Source organism: Vibrio quintilis (assembly GCF_024529975.1).
In the GTDB taxonomy this organism is placed as follows: Bacteria; Pseudomonadota; Gammaproteobacteria; order Enterobacterales; family Vibrionaceae; genus Vibrio; species Vibrio quintilis.
On sequence record NZ_AP024897.1, the window covers coordinates 1242318 to 1264043 of the forward strand.

The window sequence follows — 21726 nt, forward strand, 5'->3', positions numbered from 1 at the left end:
AAAAGAAGTCTTTGTTAATGTGCGCCAGTTAACGAATTTATATGCCAGCGCATCAATTTAAGCCGCAATTAAGAGTTCTTTCGCATTGGCTAATGTGGTTTCTGTGATCTGACTACCGCCTAACAGGCGGGCAAGTTCTTCGATACGCTGGTGATGATCGAGTGTCATCATCTGCGTTTCTGTTTTTCCGCCTTTACTTTGTTTGGCAACAAACAACTGCTGATGACCACATCCGGCAACCTGCGGCAGGTGAGTGACACACAACACCTGGGTTGATGTACCTAACTGACGCAGCATCTTGCCGACAACCGCTGCTGTTGGCCCGCTGATACCGACATCCACTTCATCGAAGATCAGGCTTGGGGTTTCTACTTTCTGTGCGGTAATGACCTGAATTGCCAGTGAGATTCTGGAAAGTTCACCGCCCGATGCAACTTTTGAGATAGGTTGAAGTGGCTGACCGGGGTTGGTCGATACTTCAAACGTGATGTGATCAAAGCCAAGGGGAGACGGATGATTTTCGTCATAGCTGACTTCAATATGAAAACGGGCCTTCTCCATGCTGAGTTCATGCATACTCTGGCTGATCAGTTTATCTAACTCTTTGGCATAGCGGCAACGGGATTGATGAAGCTTTTCTGCCTGAGCAGTAAATGACTGATATTTCTGATTGACGGCTGCTTCTATTTCCTGAAGCCTTTCATCTGAACAGTCAAGCTGGTTACGCTGTTGCAACAGCGCTTGATGATGTTGATATAATTCTTCCGGCAAAACATGATGTTTGCGCGCCAGCGACATAACTTTGGAATAACGCTCTTCAATATAGGCCAGCTGTGCCGGGTCAACGTCAATGTTATCCAGGTATTGACGAAGTTCACTGTTCATCTCTTCCAGCTGTATCATGGCTTCAGCCAGCATGGCAGGCAGTTCCACCAGTTTTTCATCCAGCTCCGAGAGCTGAATTAAGTTATTGTTGACACTTTGCAGCAGGCTGACCGCATTGACTTCATCGCTCTCATACAAGCAATCAATTGCCTGCTGGCAGTTTGTGACCAGTTCGCCACTGTTGGTTAAGCGTTTGTGCTCCAGTTCCAGTTCAGTGAATTCTTCTTCACCCAGAGCCAGTTCATCCAGCTCTTTGATTTGGTAATCGAGTAATTGTAACTGAGCCTGATTTTGCTGGGTATTCGCTTTTAACTGCTCCAGTTCATTTCTGGCCTGACGCCAGTTTTGGTAGGTTGTCCGGGTCTTTTTCAGACGATCATGATGCCCGGCGTACTGGTCCAGCATGATGAGCTGATGTTCATTTTTCATCAGGTGCTGATGGGCGTGCTGGCCGTGGATATTAATCAGATGCTGACCCAGGTTTTTAAGTTGGGAAACCGGCACCGGGTTGCCGTTGATGAAAGCGCGGGAACGGCCTTCTTTGGTGATGGTCCGCCGGAGAATACATTCATTGTTGTCCAGCAGATCATTATCTTCCAGCCAGCGGCTTGCATGAATGTTGTCATCAAGAATGAAAGCGGCACTGACATCGGCTTTGTCTTCACCGGGGCGGACCATGCCAGCTTCAGCCCGGCCTCCGAGACATAATCCAAGCGCATCGATTGCGATCGATTTACCTGCGCCTGTTTCTCCTGTGATGGTGGTCATCCCCTGAGACAGTTCAAGTTGTAACGATTTAACGATAGCAAAGTTATTTACACTTAAGTGAGCCAACATTTTCACACCTGTATGTTTTACCAATACTGTATAAAGAAACAGTATATACTGTTTCTTTATACAGTAAAGTCATTCGGTGTTTTAATTTTAATCAATCTTGCCGGTTCTTTTTCAGAACAACTTGCTGGACCAGCCGAGTTTTTTACGTAACACGTGGTAATAGTTATAGTTTTCCGGGTGAATCAGATGCAGTGTCTGCGGGCTTCTGTAGATATGAACTTCATCACCGGGAGTGACAGGCAGAGACACCTGACCGTCACAGCTGATTTCCTGCGTACCTCTGTTATCCGGTGAAAGCTGAAGCTTGATATGACAGTGGCTGTCAACGACCAGTGGCCTTGCCGACAGGGTATGCGGAAACATCGGAACCAGTGAGATTGCGTTCAGGTTGGGTGACATAATCGGGCCGCCGCCAGAGAGCGAATAAGCGGTTGAACCGGTTGGCGTGGAGATGATCAGGCCGTCAGAGCGTTGGGAAAAAGCCAGCAGATTATCAATATGCACTTCAAATTCTATCATGTGGGCAATTTTTCCGGGGTGCAGTACAGCTTCGTTCAGGGCTGAGTTCCTGCTTTTGACCTGGCCATGGCGGTGGATTTCAGTTTCAAGCAGAAAGCGCTGTTCCTCGAGATATTTTCCTTCTAACACTTCGAGCAGCCGGTCGTGAAAATCATCAGGGCTCAGGTCGGTCAGGAATCCGAGATTGCCGCGATTCACGCCGATCACTTTGATGTCAAAGCGGGATAAAACCCGGGCTGCTCCTAACATGTTGCCGTCTCCGCCAACCACTATCGCCAAATCAGCATCTTTACCGAGTTTGACCAGTGGTTGAAAGCAGGACTGAGGAATATCGGCAAGAATCGTCTGAAGGCGATCGTCAATGAAAACTGAGTATCCCAGCTCTGTCAGCCAAAGATACAGCTCCCGGTGGGTCTGAATTGCGACCTGATCCCGGGGTTTACCAACGATAGCAATCACATTGAACGATTTTTTCATAATGTTTCCATACGAATTAGGCTTGAATCGGAAATCTTCATCCCCATAATAAAGGCAAGTTATACTTTTGTACGAATTTTTAATGTATTGAATGTTCAGGCATCAATACAGGATCATGAAACTCTGGAGATATCATGAGCAACGAAGAGAATAAAGTCAAAGAAGAAGATTTGCAGCAGGAGCCGGTAGCGCAGGATCAAACCGAGGCTGAAGTCATCGGTGGTGAAGCTGATATCGAGTGGAATGAGAGCGAAGCACCAGAGGCTGAAGAGCAGGAATCTAAAATCGCTCAGCTGGAAGCTGCGCTTCTTGCCAGTGAAACCAAACTAAAAGAGCAGCAGGATGCCGTTTTGCGCTCGAAAGCAGAAGTTGAAAACATGCGTCGCCGGAGCGAGCAGGAAATTGAGAAAGCGCGTAAATATGCACTGGGTCGTTTTGCTGAAGAGTTGCTGCCGGTTGTCGATAATCTGGAACGTGCCATTCAGGCGGCGGATGCGGAACATGAAACAGTGAAACCTCTGCTTGAAGGGATTGAACTGACCTATAAAACGTTTGTTGACACGATTGGTAAGTTTGGCCTGAAGCCGATTAATCCTGAAGGCGAACAGTTCAACCCTGAGTTACATCAGGCGATGTCAATTCAGGAAAGTGCTGATCATGAGCCGAACACAGTGATGTTTGTGATGCAGAAGGGCTATGAGCTGAATGGTCGCGTGATTCGTCCGGCGATGGTCATGGTCTCCAAGTAACCGGACTTGCAGCCGCTTTTAAAGAGCCCCGCGTTTTGTGCGGGGCTCTTTTGATCAGGCACCTGACCGGTCTTTACTCATCCGGTTCTTCAGTCTGAGTAATACAGTGCTCAGCCAGTGCCTGATAGGTTTCTGTCATGGTCTTAACGAAGTCACCGGCACTTTCGAACCGGCAAAGCGGTTCACCGATAACAACATCACAGTTAAACGGTACCAGTCTGGCCGTGCCTTTAGGAAGCGTTCGCCCCAGTCCACGCATGACGACAGGAATGACCCGGCAATCCTGACGGGCCTGAGATAAATGATAAATCCCTTTTTTAATCTGGCCAGTTTCTTCTGGCTTGCCGCGGCTGCCCTCCGGAAAAATAATCAGAATATGACCTTTATCAAGTGCCTGGTGGCATGCTGAAAAGATGTTGTCTCTGTCAGCTTTTTTCACCGAGCGACGGATGGGAATAATCCCGATGATATTCAGGGATAGCCACGCAATCACAGGGTTTGCCAGAAAGTAGTCGGCCGCTGCAACCGGCCGGACTTTATGTACCATTCGCAGCGGAAAGAGTGCCAGTAAAACCAATGTATCCAGATGGCTGTTATGATTGGCAGCAATAATCGCCGGACCTTTCTCCGGCAGATGTCGGCGTTGAATGATATTCAGCCCCAGTCCGATAAAAACCAGTGGTTTAATGATCAGCAGGACAAACAGTATTTTGAACAGATATGGCATTTCCGGCCTCAGTAATGAAGATAATAAATGTAATGAAAAAACAGCGGTGCGGTAAACATCAGGCTGTCTATCCGGTCAAGAATACCACCATGTCCGGGAATTAACCGGCCGGTGTCCTTAATCTGTAAATCTCGTTTAACCGATGAAATGACCAAATCGCCGATAAAGCCACTTAGTGCAATAATCACCCCTGCGCCCAGCCCCTGAACGGAGGTCAGCGGAGTCAGATAAGGGGCGGCAAAGAAAGCAATCGTGGAAATAGTCAACACGCCACCAATAAAGCCTTGCCAGGTTTTATTCGGACTGACTTTCGGCACAATTTTATGTTTGCCGAAGCATTTCCCCCAGACATACTGACAAACATCATTGAACTGGGTAAAAACCAGCAGAAAGAGCAGCACTCCCATAGAACCAGCATCCGGATTCTTGCCGGGCAGGACAAGCAGGTATGCCATATGGCTTATACAAAAGACCGTCAGCATGAGTGCCCAGTGAATCACGCCGGCAGAGCGGATAAAACCTTTGGTGTCGCCTGTCAGCACCATCACCATTGGCAAATACAAAAAGATGTAGACCGGGATAAAAATGATGAACATCCCGTACCACCCGGTTGCCAGCCAATAATACTGGAACGGGATGGCAAGATAAGCCCAGAAGATAACCCTGCGGTCAGCCATTCGGGTCGGAACAATTGAAAGAAACTCTTTCAAAGCCATAAAGCTGAGGAAACCGACAAAAAATAAGGTGTAATGCGTTGGTAATGCCAGAGCAAAGCAAACAATCCCAATCATCCACCACCATGAGCGGATACGCAGCTTTAGCTCCAGATAATCCCGGTCAGGATAGCGGCGGGATAACCAGAAACAGATGAGTGAACCAAAGATTAATACCGAAAAAATGGCACCGATGAGATAAAGAGAATGCGCCGGAATATTAATCATGGTGTGCACGCTCACTGATATCTGCCTGACGTTGTTTAGTGCGATAAATTCCGGCTGTTCTGCGCCATATTGTGATCAGGCATCCGCTCAACATGATCGCAAGTGCTGCATCCATGGTGTAATCAAAGAACGCTGGCAACCAGTTTGTGAGGCGGTGAACCATGAGCAGTAACAGGACTCCGGTCAGTAATGCCATCCGGTGCTGTTTTGCCATTGGTCCGCGGAAATCTGCCGGACATTGCATACTGACACCCAGAACTCTGATATAAGCAGTCATCACTGCCAGCAGTGCACATCCCCATGCCAGTGTCATTCCTGCCGGAGACTGAGTCGTCAATCCGGCTGCCAGAATAAACACCGGGTCTGCAACCCGGTCCGGTATATCGTTATAGAGTTCTCCTGCCGGTGTTTTCTTTCCGCCTTCAACAGCAACCATGCCATCAAACAGGTTACACAGCAGGCGAAGCTGAATGCAGCCAGCGGCAGCCATTAATAACAGAGGGGCTGACCAGTAATGATAAACGGCGAGTATGGCAAATCCGGCTATTGCGAATGCGATACTTGCCAGAGAAATTTGATTGGGTGTGATATTTTTCTGGCTGAGCCAGACTGCAATTTTACGGGAAACAGCGGTATTCCGGACAGCAAGCGGTCTGCGGTTGTCCTCCGGTTGATGTTGCATAAAGCCTCAGTAGATCAATAAAAAACAGAGTATTTGATGTTATATGACCCGGGTGTATATATCCAGACTTGTATATTATGTCCGCTTAATATGTGAAAAGTGACAGAGTGGGGCTCCACTCTGTCTGAACTGAAGGGAAGTTATTTATAAACGACTGCCTGCTGTGACCTGTGTGCGGCTCTTTTTCCACTCAAATATAACCCAGCACAAAATCACCGCCATGCTGACAATCCGGTATGGATTCGGCAGCAGCAGGGTAGTGACTGCAAGTAGCAGAAACAGCAATTGCTGAATTTTAGACAACCGGTTGAACAGATAACCTTCGATGCCTCCGGCAAAAGCGACAATCAGCGCGATACAGGCCAGGATTGATTCAATAAAGGCGAATACCGATTCCTGCTGCGTCCAGATTAAACCGGAAAATGCCATCATCGCCGGGATTAAAAAGAATCCCTGTGCCAGTTTAAATGCCTGTACGGCAGAGCGCATCGGTGATGCATTGGCAATACCCGCTCCGGCAAAAGCAGCCAGCGCAATTGGTGGTGTGACGTTGGAAGTCTGAGACAGCCAGAAGACAATCATGTGTGCGGTCAGCATCGGAATGCCTAAATCCATCAGGGCCGGTACGGCCATCACTGATAACACGATATAAGCGGCTGTCACCGGCAATCCCATGCCCAGAATGACCGCAGCAATTGCAATAAACAGCAGTGCTGACCACAGATGGCCGCCGGAGAGTGACGTCAGAAACTGGGTAAACTGCAGCCCGATACCGGTTTGACCCACAACACCAACCACAATACCGGCCGTGGCACAGGCGATAGAAATCGGCAGGGCAAGAATCGCACCTTCTTTCATTCCTTCAATGATCTGACTGAATTTAATGCGGGTATTTTTTCCGGCCATCGCAGCGACCAGCACGGCCACACATCCGGCGATACCGACCAGGATCGGAGAATAACTCATCACCAGCAGGATAGTAATCAATACCAGTGGCAGCAGGAAGTGCCAGCCTTGTTTGATGATTTTGCCGATTTTTTCTGTTTCAGTCATTCCCTGCAGGTTGAGTTTGCAGGCCATCAAATGGACGTATAACAGCGTACAGCCAAAGTAAAGAATTGCGGGGGCAATCGACACCAGAATGATTTCGCTGTAAGGAATACCGGTGAACTGAGCCATCACAAAGGCGCCGGCGCCCATAACCGGCGGCATGATTTGCCCGCCTGTTGAAGCGGCCGCTTCAATTCCGGCAGCCTGTTCACCGCGATAGCCAAGTTTTTTCATCATCGGAATCGTCAGGGAGCCGGTTGTTACTGTGTTGGCAATCGCAGAGCCGGAAATCGACCCCAGTGCAGCGGAAGCCAGTACGCTGGCTTTGGCCGGGCCGCCTCTGGATTTACCGGCAATGGCAAAAGCACTGTCGATAAAGAATTGTCCGGCGCCGGTAACCTGTAAGAATGCCCCGAAAAGCACAAAGATAAATACAACACCGGCAGCAATTGCCAGTGGTGCGCCAAAGACGCCGTTGGTGGAATAGATATGAAAACGGACCATTTCTTCCAGCGAAAAGCCTTTACTGGCGATTGAGCCGGGCAAGGCATCTCCAAACAGTGCATAGACCAGAAAGATGACGGCAACGGCGACCATAACCATGCCGACACAGCGGCGGGTTGCCTCAAGCAGAAGCAACATCATCAATATGCCGGCAATCTGATCCTGCATTTGCAGACCATCAAGCAGGAAGCTGATATCGTCATAATCGAAGGTGATAATTTGGCTGGCAGCCCAGCAGGTTGCACAGACCAGCAGGATATCAATCCCTCTGGCAACAAAATACCTGAGCGGCGGATGATCGGGTCTTGCCAGCGGGAAAGCGAGAAAAATCAGGACCAATACCCAGCTCAGGTGAGCCGGACGAAATATTGTGGCAGAGAGACTGGCCGTGATGCCCTGCCAGATCTGAAAGATTGTCAGCAGCACAGCAATCGTACTCACCACATAAGTGAGCAGGTTCGCCATCTTCTCCTGAGCGGAAGTGATTTGTGTCATAAACAGTATTCTCTCTTCATTGAAAAACGGAGCAGCAGCGACAATACCTTATGGGGGTAACCTCACAGGTATTGTCGCAGCCGTAGATCGTTATGAATCTCCGGAGCGGAGAGATAAACGCTTACTGGTGATGTTCTTTGTAGTATTGCTGTGCGCCAGGATGAAGCGGAACGCCGCTGAGACGGGTCATGTTGTCGACGGTCATAAATTTAGCGACACCAATGGCCTGACGTATTTTACCGATATTTTCGAAAGCAATTTTTGTCAGCTTATATGCCATTTCCTTGTCCATTTTTTTATTAACGACAAGTACGTTCCAGACCGCCGGGGCGGTAAATGCCGGTACGTTTTTATAGCTGCCCTGTGGTGCTTTTAACGGCTGGTAGGATGGATTTGCCGCCTGAATCTTCTTCAGATCCTGTTCAGAAAAAGACAAAATCCGGATATTGCGGGTCAGAGCCAGCTCTGTGATTGCACCAACCCCCAGACTGCCGACAATCACACCGGCATCAATCTGGCCATTGGCAATAGCACTGGTGGTTGCGGTGTAATTCAGTGACTGCGGGCGGATATCTTTTTCAGAAATGCCCAATGCGTTCAGAATATTGACAGAGCTGACCCGGGTACCGGAGCCCGGTGCACCTAAAGAGACTTTCTTTCCTTTTAAGTCTTCAACAGTGTGGATGTTCGAGTCAGCCGGAACGATAAACTGCACAACATTCGGATAGAGTGCAAACAGAACTTCTGTCGGCATTTGACGCGGGAAAGGTTTATTGCCGTCCCAGGCTTTTTGAGCCACATTGCCCATCGCAATACCAACCAGCTGTTTTTTAGTGGCAACTTTGATGATGTTTTCAACTGATGCGGCAGTCACCTCTGCCCGCATATTAAATCCCGGAATATTGTCACTCCAGATTTTAGCCAGCGTTCCTCCCAGCGGATAATAGGTACCGCTCTGACTTCCTGTGCCTATGGTGTAATTTGCTGCAACTGCCGGGATTGCCATTCCCAGCCCCAGAATGAAAAGTATTTTTTTTACGGCCTTGTACATAAGATACTCCCTGGTCCTTTTTATCATTCACGACGCTGTGATGACCCGTCCTGTCAGAGGTTTATTGCAATCCGGTTTGAATGATTTCCGGTGTTTCGGGTTGGTTAAACCGGATCTCCTTTCATTCATTTTCGGGTCGCTGAGTGAATGAGTTATAGCTTAAATGTATGATTTATATGGTTTATTTTTGTGAGGGTCTTCATTATAGTCGTTGTGCCTGAAAATGACCAGTGTTAGAAAGTTTCGAAACGATGTGGAATTGACAATATGAGAGCTGGTTAAAAAACATGCATATCAATGTCAGATATTCATTGAATGTCGATTTTTTTTATTTTTTCCCTTGAAAAGGTTTTTTCCGCCCTTATCTATGGGGCATAGAGAAAGCAAACTTTGCTTTTAGTAGCAGGAACAGGTTGAAATCCTGTTCTTTGTCCCCATATTTCGGGATATTGCAAAACGACAACAGAATTTATTCGGAGATAGCCTGATGGGTAAAATCATTGGTATTGACTTAGGTACTACAAACTCTTGTGTTGCTGTACTGGATGGTGATGCACCTCGTGTAATTGAGAACGCTGAAGGTGAACGTACGACGCCTTCTGTAATTGCGTATACAGATGGTGAAACACTGGTTGGGCAACCTGCAAAACGTCAAGCAGTTACCAACCCGGAAAACACGCTATTTGCTATTAAGCGTCTTATTGGCCGTCGTTTTGAAGACGAAGAAGTTCAGCGTGATATTTCTATCATGCCTTACAAAATCGCGAAAGCCGATAATGGTGATGCGTGGGTTGAAGTCAAAGGTGACAAGCTGGCTGCACCACAGGTTTCTGCTGAAGTCCTTAAGAAAATGAAGAAGACAGCAGAAGACTTCTTAGGTGAAGAAGTGACTGGTGCAGTGATCACTGTTCCTGCTTACTTTAATGACGCACAACGTCAGGCAACTAAAGATGCTGGTCGTATTGCAGGTCTTGAAGTAAAACGTATTATCAACGAACCTACAGCTGCTGCACTGGCTTATGGCCTGGATAAAAACGGTGGCGACCGTGTAATTGCTGTGTACGACCTTGGTGGTGGTACATTTGATATCTCAATTATCGAAATTGATGATGTTGAAGGTGAAAAAACATTCGAAGTACTTGCAACGAATGGTGACACGCATTTAGGTGGTGAAGATTTCGATAACCGCATGATCAACTATCTGGTTGATGAGTTCAATAAAGAACAGGGTATTAACCTGAAGAATGACCCGCTGGCAATGCAGCGCCTGAAAGAAGCTGCTGAGAAAGCAAAAATTGAACTGTCTTCTGCACAACAGACTGACGTGAATCTGCCATACATTACTGCAGATGCGACTGGTCCGAAGCACATGAACATCAAAGTGACACGTGCGAAGCTGGAGTCACTGGTTGAAGATCTGGTTCAACGTTCTCTTGAACCAATGAAAGTTGCACTGGCTGACTCTGATCTGTCTGTGAATGAAGTCACTGACGTAATTCTGGTAGGTGGTCAGACCCGTATGCCAATGGTTCAGCAAAAAGTTGCTGAGTTCTTCGGCAAAGAAGCCCGTAAAGATGTGAACCCGGATGAAGCAGTTGCTGTTGGTGCTGCGGTACAGGGTGGTGTTCTGGCTGGTGACGTGAAAGACGTCTTACTGCTGGATGTAACGCCGCTGTCTCTGGGTATTGAAACCATGGGCGGTGTGATGACCAAACTGATTGAGAAAAACACCACGATTCCAACCAAAGCGAATCAGGTTTTCTCAACCGCAGAAGATAACCAGAGTGCCGTAACAATTCATGTTCTGCAGGGTGAACGTAAGCAAGCGACTTATAACAAATCTCTTGGTCAGTTCAACCTTGAAGGCATTCAGGCTGCACCACGCGGCATGCCACAAATTGAAGTGACATTTGACCTTGATGCGGATGGAATCCTGCATGTTTCTGCGAAAGATAAGCAGACAGGTAAAGAGCAGAACATCACGATTCAGGCTTCTGGTGGTCTGAGTGATGACGATATCGAGAAAATGGTTCAGGAAGCGGAAGCAAACAAAGAAGCGGATAAGAAGTTTGAAGAATTAGCTTCTGCCCGTAACCAGGCTGACCAGATGGTTCACGCAACGCGTAAACAAATTGAAGAAGCTGGTGATGCACTTCCTGCGGATGAGAAAGAGAAGATTGAAGCGGCAATCAGTGACGTTGAAACTGCAAAACGCGGTGAAGACAAAGCAGAAATTGACGCGAAGATACAGGCGCTGATGACTGCTTCTCAAAAACTGATGGAGATTGCACAGCAACAGGCTCAGGCACAACAGGGTGAAGGTGGTGCAGAGCAACAGCAATCTGCTGACGATGACGTCGTTGATGCCGAGTTTGAAGAAGTGAACGATGAGAAAAAGTAATCGGTGAACCCATAGTTTACGGATAACTTTCAGACCTTTTTCTGGGATGATACGGGCGTTTGGGGGAACTCTTACGCCCGTATGTTTGTAACTTATTTGTCGATTTAGGTCATGTTTTATCGGGTTGAATCAGCCCTGAAGCTGATGTGGAACATGAGCTATATCGATACCCCTTCAGGCGGCGAGTGAGTCGTTTGTTGTAATAACTGGTGACAAAGAACATGTCAAAACGTGATTTTTACGAAGTGTTGGGCGTGAGCCGTGATGCTTCAGAGCGCGATGTAAAAAAAGCCTATAAGCGTCTGGCGATGAAGTATCACCCGGATCGGAATCCGGATGATGATAGCGCCGCCGAAAAATTCAAAGAAGTAAAAGAAGCGTATGAGGTGTTAACTGATCCTCAGAAAAAAGCAGCTTACGACCAGTATGGCCATGCAGCATTCGAACAGGGTGGTGGTTTTGGCGGCGGTGGCGGCTTTGGCGGCGGCAGTGCTGACTTCGGCGACATCTTTGGTGATGTTTTTGGTGATATTTTCGGTGGTGGTCGCCGTGGTGGTGGTCAGGCAAGAGCGCAGCGTGGTGCTGACCTTCGCTACAATATGGAACTGACACTGGAAGAAGCGGTTCGCGGTTGTTCGCGTGAAATCGAAGTCCCGACACTGGTTCACTGTGACAGCTGTAATGGTTCAGGTGCGAAGAAAGGTACATCCGCAGAAACTTGCCCGACCTGTCATGGTCATGGTCAGGTTCAGATGCGTCAGGGCTTCTTTGCCGTTCAGCAAACGTGTCCCACCTGTCATGGTAAGGGCAAGATTATTAAAGATCCTTGCCGGGAATGTCATGGTCAGGGCCGGAAACAGAAGAGCAAAACTCTGAATGTGAAAATTCCGGCAGGTGTGGATACCGGAGATCGCATCCGCTTATCCGGTGAAGGTGAAGCCGGGGAAATGGGCGCACCAGCCGGTGATTTATATGTTCAGGTTCATGTGAAAGAGCACCATATCTTCGAGCGGGAAGGGAACAATCTGTATTGTGAAGTCCCGGTCAGCTTCAGTATGGCAGCCCTTGGTGGTGAGGTTGAAGTGCCAACACTGGACGGACGGGTTAACCTCAAGGTGCCTGAAGAAACGCAAACCGGCAGAATGTTCCGGATGCGCGGAAAAGGTGTCAAAGGTGTTCGCGGTGGCGGTATTGGCGATTTAATTGTCAGACTGGTTGTTGAAACACCGGTTAACCTGAGTGCGCATCAAAAAGAATTGCTGCGTGAATTTGAAGATTCCTGTGGCGGTGAAGCGGCAAGCAAGCATAAACCCAAATCTGAGGGCTTCTTCAGTGGTGTAAAAAAGTTCTTTGATGATTTGACCAGTTAAGTCGCTTGTTTTAACCAGAATGACTGAAAAAGATCTGCTCCGGCAGGTCTTTTTTTATGCGCTGCGATTCTTCAGTAAGCGACATGGTCAAAGCGATATGATCAAGCTACATTGCTTCGTTTTGAATGTGTCTCGCAATCTCTCATACTATCTTCATCCTTTTCGTTGAACGGCACGATTTAAAATATTCCCGGATAGAGGCAAGGAATATTTTATGAATCGGATAATATGTGGTTTCTCCCTGCTGGAGGTTATGCTGACGATCACACTGTTCAGCGTGTTACTGGCAATTGCCGTTCCGCAGTATCACTCCCGGATGATGACTGAAGAAATAAAAAATGCTGTCAGTGAAGCTGAAGGCATTATTTTGTCGGCGAAATCCTTAGCACTTTCTGCCGGTAAACCTTTATGGATTGATATCCGTACTTCTGAAACAGGGAATAAACGCCGGATATGGCGGGTGATATTACATCGCAATAAACAGTTTTCACCACAGGATATTATCCGGGAGATCACCGGATCCTATTATCCGGATGTTGTTCTGATGTCCGGACTTACCACGCAACAAATCAGAATTGATCACCTGACGGGCCGGCCGGGAGCCAACGGTTATCTTCAGTTTTTTCTGCGTCAGTCTCCGGAGCAAATGGTCAAAGTCTTGATTTCATATGGTGCCGGACGTGTACGTACCTGTGGTGTCGGGGAGGTGCATTATGGTTTTTCTGCGTGTTAAGCCCGTATCGGGGATGACGTTGCCGGAGGTGATTGTGACCCTGTTCCTCAGTAGTTTACTGATTCTGTCTCTGGCGCAAATCGTGGCAACTCAACTGAAGAATACACAACGCCTGAGCCGCCGGGTTTATTTACAGCGACAACTGGTGACTGTGCTTCAGATGATCAGAAATGACATGCGGCGTGCCGGGTACAACATCAATACCGGCAACAGTGCTGTATTCCGTCAGGCAGACCATGTCGTTTCTGTTTCTGCCGGGGCGGATCAAATCGGTTATGTTTACCGGCTTTCATCTTCAGGTGCCGGACAGTTCAGACAGGTCGTTTATAAATTGTCGTCATCGGAGCCGGTGTCCCGCTTGCTGCTTTGTGAGAAGTACTCGGCATCGCCTGTAACGATGGCTGAGGTGGCACAGTCAGACCGGCAGTCCCCCTGTTTCTCAGTTTTTGATCCGAAGCGGATACAGGTTGATGAATTTCATATATCAGCCAGCTCAGTGCGGAAAATGAAAACAGAATATCAACAGGTCTCGGTCTTACTGGGTGTCTCTTTAGTCCGTATGCCATCGATCCATGAATCGGTTGGTTTTTCGCTGACGGAGAGGAACGCATTGTGAGAAAGTGGCATGTTCCGGCAGGCGTTCCGGAGAAATCCGATGGTTTTGTGACTTTGCTGGTTGTTATGGCGATTATGGCTGTTGCGCTGATGCTGATGATGCGGCCTTATCAGCGGGTAAAGCAGCATGCTTCTGAGATCCAACATCAAATTCACAGGGCTCAGTCCTTCTGGCGGGCGGAAGGTGAGCTTGCCTGTTTATGGCGTCAGATTGTGTTATCTCATGGCTTGATTACTGATGGTGAATCCTGTCTTGAATCCGGAGATTCCCTGACCGTTTCGGGCCAGCGGGTTCGTCTCATTCGGGTACAGAATCAGGATGTGAGCCTTGAGCAACGTTTCCGGCTGCCATTGCCGGCATCTTCTGGTGTGATTAAATCGTCTTCCCGGCTGATCATGACAGAGCCCGCCCGTTTTATGCCAGATCCGGGAGAAATGGATGCGGAGCATCACTGGCCTTGTGTGGTTTTGCGCTACCGGGATAGTTTTCAGGCGCCGTCTGTATCGACATATCACCCACAAGATTTGTCACAAAAGCCCTATCGGGACTTTCCGGAATCAGGGGAACAGTTATGCCAGGCAAATCACCGGACGCTGGATGGAGACCAATCCCATGCGGGGCAGGATTATCAGCATGATTCAACGCTCAATCCTTTCAAAGACTTATTTGGCATTCCCCGGAAAGAATGGGAGAAGATCGCAAATAAAAGTCACCATGTGCCTTCAGCTCATCCGGTAGTCTGGAATGAACACTGTGCCCGGCAGATTTTGCGTGACATTCAGCAGGGTGATCTGATTGTGTGGATCGATGGCGGATGTTTTCTGTCAGATGATGATATCTTCCGGATTAACCAGGCAATTCAAATGACGTTTGCTGAGGATGGCATCATTCTGGTAATTCGTGACGGCGCTCTGGCGGTGAACAGTGATCGGCATTTCCGCGGCACGATGATTCAGTTGATGACGCCGTCTCATCAATCCATGAAATTCACCGGATGGCCAGACAGTCCTTTGTATGAATCTCTGCAACCTGTGATAGCAAGATATAATATGCCGCTCACTCAGCTCAGTTATTTTCAGTCCGGCAGCTTTTTCCCGTTGGGTGGTTTATATCTTGATACGCCCGCCCGGTATGCAGTTATTGATGGTGTTCTGGATACCCGCTATGCCCGTGATCTGATGCTCCGGCCTTTGAGCCTGATCAAACCCGTGGCCTGGATGTCGGGAAGCTGGTATGTGGAATAAGCTTAATGGCTTTGGACTGATTGAAGTGATGGTTGCTTTCTTGATTACCAGTGTCGGCATTGTCGGAATATTTCAGGTCCGGCAACTGATTATTTTTCAGGATGATGAAATCAGTCATAGGACGCATGCACTCGCAATTGCCCGGACTTGTCTTGAAGACATTCATGCTGGCAGGCCGGCTGAGGAGGCTGAAGCGGCAAACGTTGCTGATGAACGGTACCAGGTGGTCATTGTTGAACAGCCGGCAGACCAGATGGATGGACTTTGGTTGGTTCTTGTCACCGTTTCATGGGACGATCTCAGGGGAAAAACACATCAGATAAGCCTTTCCAGCCGGATTGTACACTAAGGTCTGTTGACCTTTCGGGTTCATTTTTGCAGCAATTTTTTCAGTCTTCCGGGTATAGATATTTTGCGTGAAATTCCAGATGCTGACCGATAAAACTCTGGATGAAGTAATAGCTGTGATCATAACCGGGATGGCTCCGGTAGTGAAAATTGGGGTGCTGTTTGTTTATCACAGCCAATAAGTCCTCTGGCTTCAACTGCTCCTCAAGGAAAGGATCGGCTTCGCCCTGATCAATCAGAACCGGCACGGTACAGGCACGGGTTTTGAACAATTCAACGGCATCATAGTCCAGCCACAAGCCGCGGTTTTCACCAAGATAAGCCCGGAATGCCTTTTGCCCCCACGGACATGCACCAGGATGACATATCGGACTGAATGCAGAGACAGAGCGGTAGTCGTCACTATGTTTAATGCCGATGGTCAGCGCCCCATGCCCGCCCATGCTGTGACCGGAGATTGAACGCACGGATGTCACCGGAAAGTGTGTTTCTATCAGTTTGGGCAGCTCTTTGACGACATAGGAATACATCGAATAGTGTTGATCCCACGGCAGGCGGACGGCATCCAGATAAAAACCGGCCCCGTGGCCTAAATCATATTGACCTTGTGGATCATCCGGCACCTGCTCACCCCGCGGGCTGGTATCTGGTGCAACAATCGCGATACCGCATTCAGCTGCTTTTTTGAATGCACCGGCTTTCTGCATAAAATTTTCATCGGTACAGGTCAGTCCGGAAAGCCAGTACAGTACCGGCACCGGGTTCTGCTGAGATGCGCCGGGCGGTAAAAAAATTGCGAAACGCATGGTGCAATTCAGTGTTGAGGATGTATGGGTATATTGTTTTTGCCATCCGCCAAAGACTTTTGACTGACTGACTTGTTCTAACATGGTCACTCCTTGTGTCCTGCTGCCTGTTGTGACAGCAGGAAAACGAACTCATAAAAAGCTTTTTGTCTGCGGTGATTCTGATTTGATATCAGTCACCTTTAAAGTGAATGACTGAACGGATACTTTCACCGGCATGCATCAAATCAAACGCATCATTAATCTTATCCAGTGGCATCGTATGAGTAATGAACTCCTGAAGCCCGAACTCTCCTGCCAGATACTGTTCCACTATTCCCGGTAACTGAGAGCGGCCTTTTACCCCGCCAAATGCACTGCCGCGCCATACACGCCCGGTGACCAGCTGAAACGGACGGGTCGAGATTTCCTGTCCGGCACCGGCAACACCAATAATCACTGATTCCCCCCAGCCTTTATGACAACATTCCAGTGCTGAACGCATCACGTTGACATTTCCGATACATTCAAAAGAAAAATCAACACCACCGTCTGTCATGTCAACAATCACTTCCTGAATTGGTTTGTCGTAATGCTGCGGATTGATACATTCAGTCGCACCGAGCTGTTTTGCCAGCTCGAATTTCTTTTCATTAATATCAACGCCGATGATCCGGCTGGCGCCTGCCATTCGTGCACCGATAATAGCCGATAACCCGATGCCACCCAGCCCGAAAATAGCAACGGTATCGCCTTGCTGTACTTTGGCTGTATTCATCACCGCGCCCATGCCAGTGGTGACCCCACAACCCAGCAGGCAGACTTCTTCCAGTGGCGCGACCGGGTTGACTTTCGCCAGTGAGATTTCCGGCAGGACGGTGTATTCAGAGAATGTTGAACAACCCATGTAGTGATAAATGGGTTTGCCATCTTTATAAAAACGGGTGGTACCGTCCGGCATGAGTCCCTTGCCCTGCGTTTCACGTACGGCCTGACACAGATTCGTTTTTCCGGATTTACAAAACTTACACTCCCCGCATTCTGCGGTGTACAGCGGAATGACATGATCACCCACGGCAACACTGGTGACGCCTTCGCCAACTCTTTCTACAATGCCGCCGCCTTCATGACCCAGTATGGAAGGGAACACACCTTCCGGGTCTTCACCGGACAGGGTAAATGCATCAGTATGGCAGACGCCCGATGCAACAATTCTGACCAGCACTTCACCGGCTTTGGGTAACATGACGTCCACTTCTTCAATCGTGAGTGGCTGTTTCGGTCCCCATGCGACAGCAGCACGGGATTTAATGAATTCGGGCTCCGACATTGTAGCTTCCTCTGTTTATGTTTTACTGCGTAAAACTGAGTATAGTTCTTTTCTTATATTTGATAATGGCGTAAAAAAGATAATAACTTTTACAAATGAGTAATAATCAATATGGCAAACTGGGAAGGTGTGGCTGAGTTTATTGCCGTTGCTGAAGCTGAAAGCTTTACGCTGGCTGCTGCAAGGTTATCAACCTCTGTGGCGAATATCAGCCGCAGGGTTGCTGCGCTGGAGTCCCGGCTGGCAGTCCGGTTGTTGCAGCGGACAACCCGGCAGGTGTCACTGACAGAAGCGGGGCAGATTTATTATCAGCAGTGTAAACCGTTGGTGGAAGGGCTGGAACAGGCAGAGCTGAGTGTCACAAGAATGCAGCAGGTTCCGGCCGGACGTCTCCGGGTGACGGTGCCTGTAACATATGGGGAAAGAATCATTGCCCCGATTATGCAGGATTTTCTGGAACAGTATCCTCAGCTGGAGCTTGAACTGAACCTGACCAATCAACGTTTAGATCTGATTGAGCAGGGGATTGATCTGGCAATCCGGCTGGGTGTTTTAGCAGATTCCAGTCTGAAAGCACGCAAGTTATGCTCCCGGAAACTATATGTTTGTGCCAGCCCTGCGTACCTGGAAAAGTATGGTGCACCCCACACGCTTAAGGAGCTGGCGGGGCATCAGTGTTTACTTGGCACGAATGATTACTGGCGATTCAAAGACAACCACATGCTCCGGTCACCGGGGATTCACGGCACTCTGCGCTGTAACAGCGGGGTCGTTCTGCTGAGTGCGGCACTTCGGGGAATGGGATTGATTCAGCTGCCGGACTACTATGTCTCTTCTGCTTTAACATCCGGTGAATTGATCGAAGTATTAAGCGTTTACCGGGATGATCGGGAAGGCGTCTGGGCGCTTTATCCGCAGAACCGCTATTTGTCACCCAAAGTCCGCTTGCTGATTGATTACTTATATAGTCGCTTACAGCCAGCGCAGGCTTTATAATGGCGGCCGGATCACATAGAGAAAGAGTCACGGTTTTGGAACAAGAGCAATCTGTATTTTCTGCGCAGGACGAATGCTTTATGCGCCGGGCGATTGAGCTGGCTGCTTTGGCTGAAAATGAAGGTGAAGTACCTGTGGGTGCGGTACTGGTGAAAGACGGGCAGATTATTGCAGAGGGGTGGAATCAGTCTGTGGGTTCCCATGATGCGACGGCACACGCTGAAATTCAGGTGTTAAGAAAAGCAGGCCATGCGCTGGAGAATTATCGTCTGCCGGGAACAACGCTTTATGTCACGCTGGAACCCTGCCCGATGTGTGCCGGTGCCTTACTTCACAGCCGGGTTCAGCGAATTGTATATGGTGCATCGGATCTGAAGACCGGTGCGGCAGGCACCGTGATGAATTTATTTGAAGGTGAGGGCGTCTATCATTACGCAGTGATTGAAAAAGGGCTGCTTGAATCAGACTGCCGACAACAGTTACAGCAGTTTTTTAAGCGCCGGCGTAAAGAAATAAAAGCACAAAAGAAAAATCGTTCAGAGTCATAGCAACGCTTACCAACGATACTTCTGCAAGCCGGGGTAGTTTTATTTCTGAGAATCAATATAACCCGGGATAATATATTCCCGGAATGAAAGGGCTTCAGGGTGACAGATGATTGATAAACGTCCGGTGGCGGTCGAAAACCTTATTTTTGTTATTCGCCAGTTTTCTTTTACGGCGGACTGTTGAGGTGATTCTCCACAGATGTTTTGATTGTATACGTCTTTTTAGCATAAACAGAATCCTCCTGTGTTCCTTATCTGAATCACGCAGACATATGTCTGACTCAAAGCAGGAACCTTTTGTAATTGGGCTTATTGTTCACGTGTTTTATGACCGGAAGATGAATCCGGAAATTCCGGACTCATCTTTTATTTATGGACAAAATGGGAAAAAATCAAGAGATAACGGGCAGATTGGTATTAATTTTTTTCTGGCTTAGTCACAGGCAATGCCTGTTTTTCTTCTGTCTGATTATCTTTGCTGTTCAACTGACTGTGGTCAGACTGAGCTTCCGGCGCTGCTTTCTGCGGTCTTGCTGCCGCCTTTTCTGCGGCAGGTTGTGCCTGAACAGGTTCATTCTGAACGGGTTGCTTGCTGGAAGCAGAACCGTCCGTTGTCGGTTTTTTGACCGTTTCTGTAACCTCTTGCGGTTCTGTCGATGACTTGGGAGTGCCAGCCTGCTCAGCGATTGGCGGCGCCGGAATGACGGCTAAATCATCGATCTCAGTTTCTTCACCATTCTCACCTGCAGCAATGGCATTCGAGTCCAGATGCCCAATCAGGCTTTGATAGTAGCGGCGAATATTCTCGACATAGGTCAGCGCTTCATTCCCTCTGGCGTAACCGTAACGGGTCTTGCTGAAATATTTTCTTTTTCTGAGCAGCGGCAGTCTGTCTTTAACATCACTCCAGGCATCGGGATCGCCGCCCTGAGAACGGGTCAGACGACGGGCGTCCATCATGTGTCCGAAGCCCATATTGTATGATGCCAGCGCGAACCATATTTTTTCATGGACCGGAATAGAATCCGGAATCCGGTTGACCAGTTTTCGCAGATATTTGACGCCACCTTTAATCGATTGTTCTGCATTCAGGCGGTTTTTTATACCGACGGATTTGGCTGTAGGTAAGGTCAGCATCATCATGCCCCGCACGCCGGTCGGTGATTTAGCTCTCGGATTCCAGTGGGATTCCTGATAAGCCAGGGCCGCTACCAGACGCCAGTCAAACTCTTCCGCATATTTTTTAAACATCGGCGACCATTTTGGCAGGCGGTTATCAATGGCTCTGAGAAATGCCCGTGTATCCACGTAGTCAAACGTACCGACATGGCCGATATACTTCTCTTCCAGTGAAGAAATCAGTCCGGCCTGTTTCTGTTTACCGAAGAATTCAATCATCAGCGCATACAGACTTTCATCATCGGAACGGCGGATAAACCAGGAAACCGGCTGATCATCAGTCACTTCAAATGCGGTCGCCAGCTCCGGATAAACCCGCTGGGCCAGAGAAATCTCAATCGAATCGGCGATGGTAAAAGCAAGCGACCCCTCCGATACCTGTTTCAATAAATCATGAATATCTGAATTGGCTTCCACCTGATAGCGTAAATCCGGATTTTTTTCCTTCAGCTGGCGCAGGGTTTGTTCAAAGTGAGAATCATCGACAACGCTGAGCAGGTATTTTTGTGGCTCCGTGGCGTCAGGATCGTTTTGTTTGCGGATGATTTGTTTGAGATTACGTGGTTTCCATTGTCCCTGACGATATACGACCTGCTGGCTGACATAATAATAAACCGGACCGGGGCGGAACTGGCTAATCCGCTCTTTGGTCTGACTTTGCCCGGCAGCAATCATGTCAATTTCTCCCCGCTTGAGCGCAGGAAACAGTGATGAAATCCGGTAGACGGGTTTGACCTCGAGCTTTACACCTAACTCACTGGCAAATTCCCTGACCAGTTCATAGTCCAGCCCGGAAGGGCCGTCCGGGCCGATAAAATAGGACAACCCATTATTCACGGTACCGACGCGAAGTACGCCTCTTTGCTTGATTTGATCCAGTTCACTTTTGGGTTTTGAATCGATCTGACAGCCACTCAACAGGGCAACGCAGGTAAACCACAGGATGATCAACCGAGTGGTATGGCGGAAAAATCGGGTCATGGACGGCTTGTCTTTTTTCATAAATCTATCTTAAAACATTTCGTCCTTTATATCAGAGCCCCGGTGAATGGCAACTTTTGATTGCCGGAATCTTTGGGTAAATCGCCTGAATCACAAAATAAACGGCATTAAATTTGAGACCCGGACAACCCGGGAGCGGTCTCGACAGATGATTTGATGGTATAAACTGTAAAAAAATGACGCAAACGGTTGCGTTGGTTGTTACATCACAGAACTAATTCATTTATAATGCGCTCGCATCACAGAGGTGAAATTGG

At 48.4% G+C, this 21726-nt stretch carries 19 protein-coding genes; 9 read left to right on the forward strand and 10 right to left on the reverse strand.

Annotated elements, in window-relative coordinates; translation table 11 throughout:
- Positions 1-57: 57 nt before the first annotated feature.
- Positions 58-1722, reverse strand: coding sequence for a DNA repair protein RecN (gene recN / locus OC443_RS05915; RefSeq protein ID WP_073579586.1), 1665 nt, complete (start codon positions 1720-1722; stop codon positions 58-60).
- A 111-nt stretch (positions 1723-1833) separates the two neighbouring features.
- Positions 1834-2718, reverse strand: coding sequence for an NAD(+) kinase (nadK, locus tag OC443_RS05920; RefSeq protein WP_073579587.1), 885 nt, complete (start codon positions 2716-2718; stop codon positions 1834-1836).
- Between the two features lie 134 nt (positions 2719-2852).
- On the opposite strand from nadK, the gene grpE reads away from it, so the two are divergent.
- Positions 2853-3467, forward strand: coding sequence for a nucleotide exchange factor GrpE (gene grpE / locus OC443_RS05925; RefSeq protein WP_073579588.1), 615 nt, complete (start codon positions 2853-2855; stop codon positions 3465-3467).
- Between the two features lie 73 nt (positions 3468-3540).
- On the opposite strand, the gene OC443_RS05930 is transcribed toward grpE, so the two are convergent.
- The 5 genes from OC443_RS05930 to OC443_RS05950 form a co-directional block, all read right to left on the reverse strand.
- The gene (locus OC443_RS05930; RefSeq protein ID WP_073579589.1) at positions 3541-4194 is read right to left on the reverse strand and encodes a lysophospholipid acyltransferase family protein; all 654 of its coding nucleotides are present in this window, start codon (positions 4192-4194) and stop codon (positions 3541-3543) included.
- 8 nt (positions 4195-4202) lie between these two features.
- Positions 4203-5135, reverse strand: coding sequence for a phosphatidate cytidylyltransferase (locus OC443_RS05935; protein WP_073579590.1), 933 nt, complete (start codon positions 5133-5135; stop codon positions 4203-4205).
- Positions 5128-5817, reverse strand: a complete 690-nt coding sequence (locus tag OC443_RS05940; RefSeq protein WP_073579591.1) for a CDP-alcohol phosphatidyltransferase family protein — start codon at positions 5815-5817, stop codon at positions 5128-5130. The genes OC443_RS05935 and OC443_RS05940 overlap by 8 nt, the downstream gene beginning before the upstream one ends.
- 144 nt (positions 5818-5961) lie before the next feature.
- Positions 5962-7866, reverse strand: a complete 1905-nt coding sequence (locus tag OC443_RS05945) for a TRAP transporter permease (protein WP_073579592.1) — start codon at positions 7864-7866, stop codon at positions 5962-5964.
- Positions 7867-7987: 121 nt separating this feature from the next.
- Positions 7988-8917: a TAXI family TRAP transporter solute-binding subunit gene (locus OC443_RS05950; RefSeq protein WP_073579593.1), complete on the reverse strand. Its 930-nt coding sequence runs from the start codon at positions 8915-8917 to the stop codon at positions 7988-7990.
- A gap of 487 nt (positions 8918-9404) precedes the next feature.
- On the opposite strand from OC443_RS05950, the gene dnaK reads away from it, so the two are divergent.
- From dnaK to OC443_RS05980, 6 genes are all read left to right on the forward strand, one after another.
- Positions 9405-11318: a molecular chaperone DnaK gene (dnaK, locus tag OC443_RS05955; RefSeq protein WP_073579594.1), complete on the forward strand. Its 1914-nt coding sequence runs from the start codon at positions 9405-9407 to the stop codon at positions 11316-11318.
- A 221-nt stretch (positions 11319-11539) separates the two neighbouring features.
- Positions 11540-12688, forward strand: a complete 1149-nt coding sequence (gene dnaJ / locus OC443_RS05960; RefSeq protein ID WP_073579595.1) for a molecular chaperone DnaJ — start codon at positions 11540-11542, stop codon at positions 12686-12688.
- Between the two features lie 214 nt (positions 12689-12902).
- Positions 12903-13421: a pilus assembly FimT family protein gene (locus OC443_RS05965; protein ID WP_073579596.1), complete on the forward strand. Its 519-nt coding sequence runs from the start codon at positions 12903-12905 to the stop codon at positions 13419-13421.
- Positions 13402-14037, forward strand: a complete 636-nt coding sequence (locus OC443_RS05970) for a hypothetical protein (protein WP_073579597.1) — start codon at positions 13402-13404, stop codon at positions 14035-14037. Before OC443_RS05965 ends, OC443_RS05970 begins: the two co-directional genes overlap by 20 nt.
- The gene (locus OC443_RS05975; protein WP_073579598.1) at positions 14034-15281 is read left to right on the forward strand and encodes a hypothetical protein; all 1248 of its coding nucleotides are present in this window, start codon (positions 14034-14036) and stop codon (positions 15279-15281) included. The genes OC443_RS05970 and OC443_RS05975 overlap by 4 nt, the downstream gene beginning before the upstream one ends.
- A complete protein-coding gene (locus tag OC443_RS05980) occupies positions 15271-15630 on the forward strand; it encodes a type IV pilus modification PilV family protein (RefSeq protein ID WP_073579599.1) in 360 nt (119 codons plus the stop codon). Before OC443_RS05975 ends, OC443_RS05980 begins: the two co-directional genes overlap by 11 nt.
- A 40-nt stretch (positions 15631-15670) precedes the next feature.
- Here the strand turns inward: OC443_RS05980 and fghA are convergent, their stop codons facing one another.
- Together fghA and OC443_RS05990 are read right to left on the reverse strand one after the other, a co-directional pair.
- Complete coding sequence (gene fghA, locus OC443_RS05985; RefSeq protein WP_073579600.1) at positions 15671-16519, reverse strand: S-formylglutathione hydrolase; 849 nt, start codon at positions 16517-16519, stop codon at positions 15671-15673.
- 88 nt (positions 16520-16607) lie between these two features.
- On the reverse strand, positions 16608-17744 hold the full coding sequence (locus OC443_RS05990) for an S-(hydroxymethyl)glutathione dehydrogenase/class III alcohol dehydrogenase (protein WP_073579601.1): 1137 nt from the start codon (positions 17742-17744) through the stop codon (positions 16608-16610).
- Between the two features lie 111 nt (positions 17745-17855).
- On the opposite strand from OC443_RS05990, the gene OC443_RS05995 reads away from it, so the two are divergent.
- A complete protein-coding gene (locus OC443_RS05995) occupies positions 17856-18740 on the forward strand; it encodes a LysR family transcriptional regulator (RefSeq protein WP_073579602.1) in 885 nt (294 codons plus the stop codon).
- Entirely contained in the window at positions 18740-19288 is a 549-nt protein-coding gene (tadA, locus tag OC443_RS06000) for a tRNA adenosine(34) deaminase TadA (RefSeq protein ID WP_073579603.1), read from the forward strand. The genes OC443_RS05995 and tadA overlap by 1 nt, the downstream gene beginning before the upstream one ends.
- A 417-nt stretch (positions 19289-19705) precedes the next feature.
- On the opposite strand, the gene mltF is transcribed toward tadA, so the two are convergent.
- Positions 19706-21448 carry a membrane-bound lytic murein transglycosylase MltF gene (gene mltF / locus OC443_RS06005; protein WP_083601506.1) on the reverse strand — a complete coding sequence of 581 codons (1743 nt, stop codon included), beginning with the start codon at positions 21446-21448 and terminating at the stop codon, positions 19706-19708.
- Positions 21449-21726: the final 278 nt, after the last annotated feature.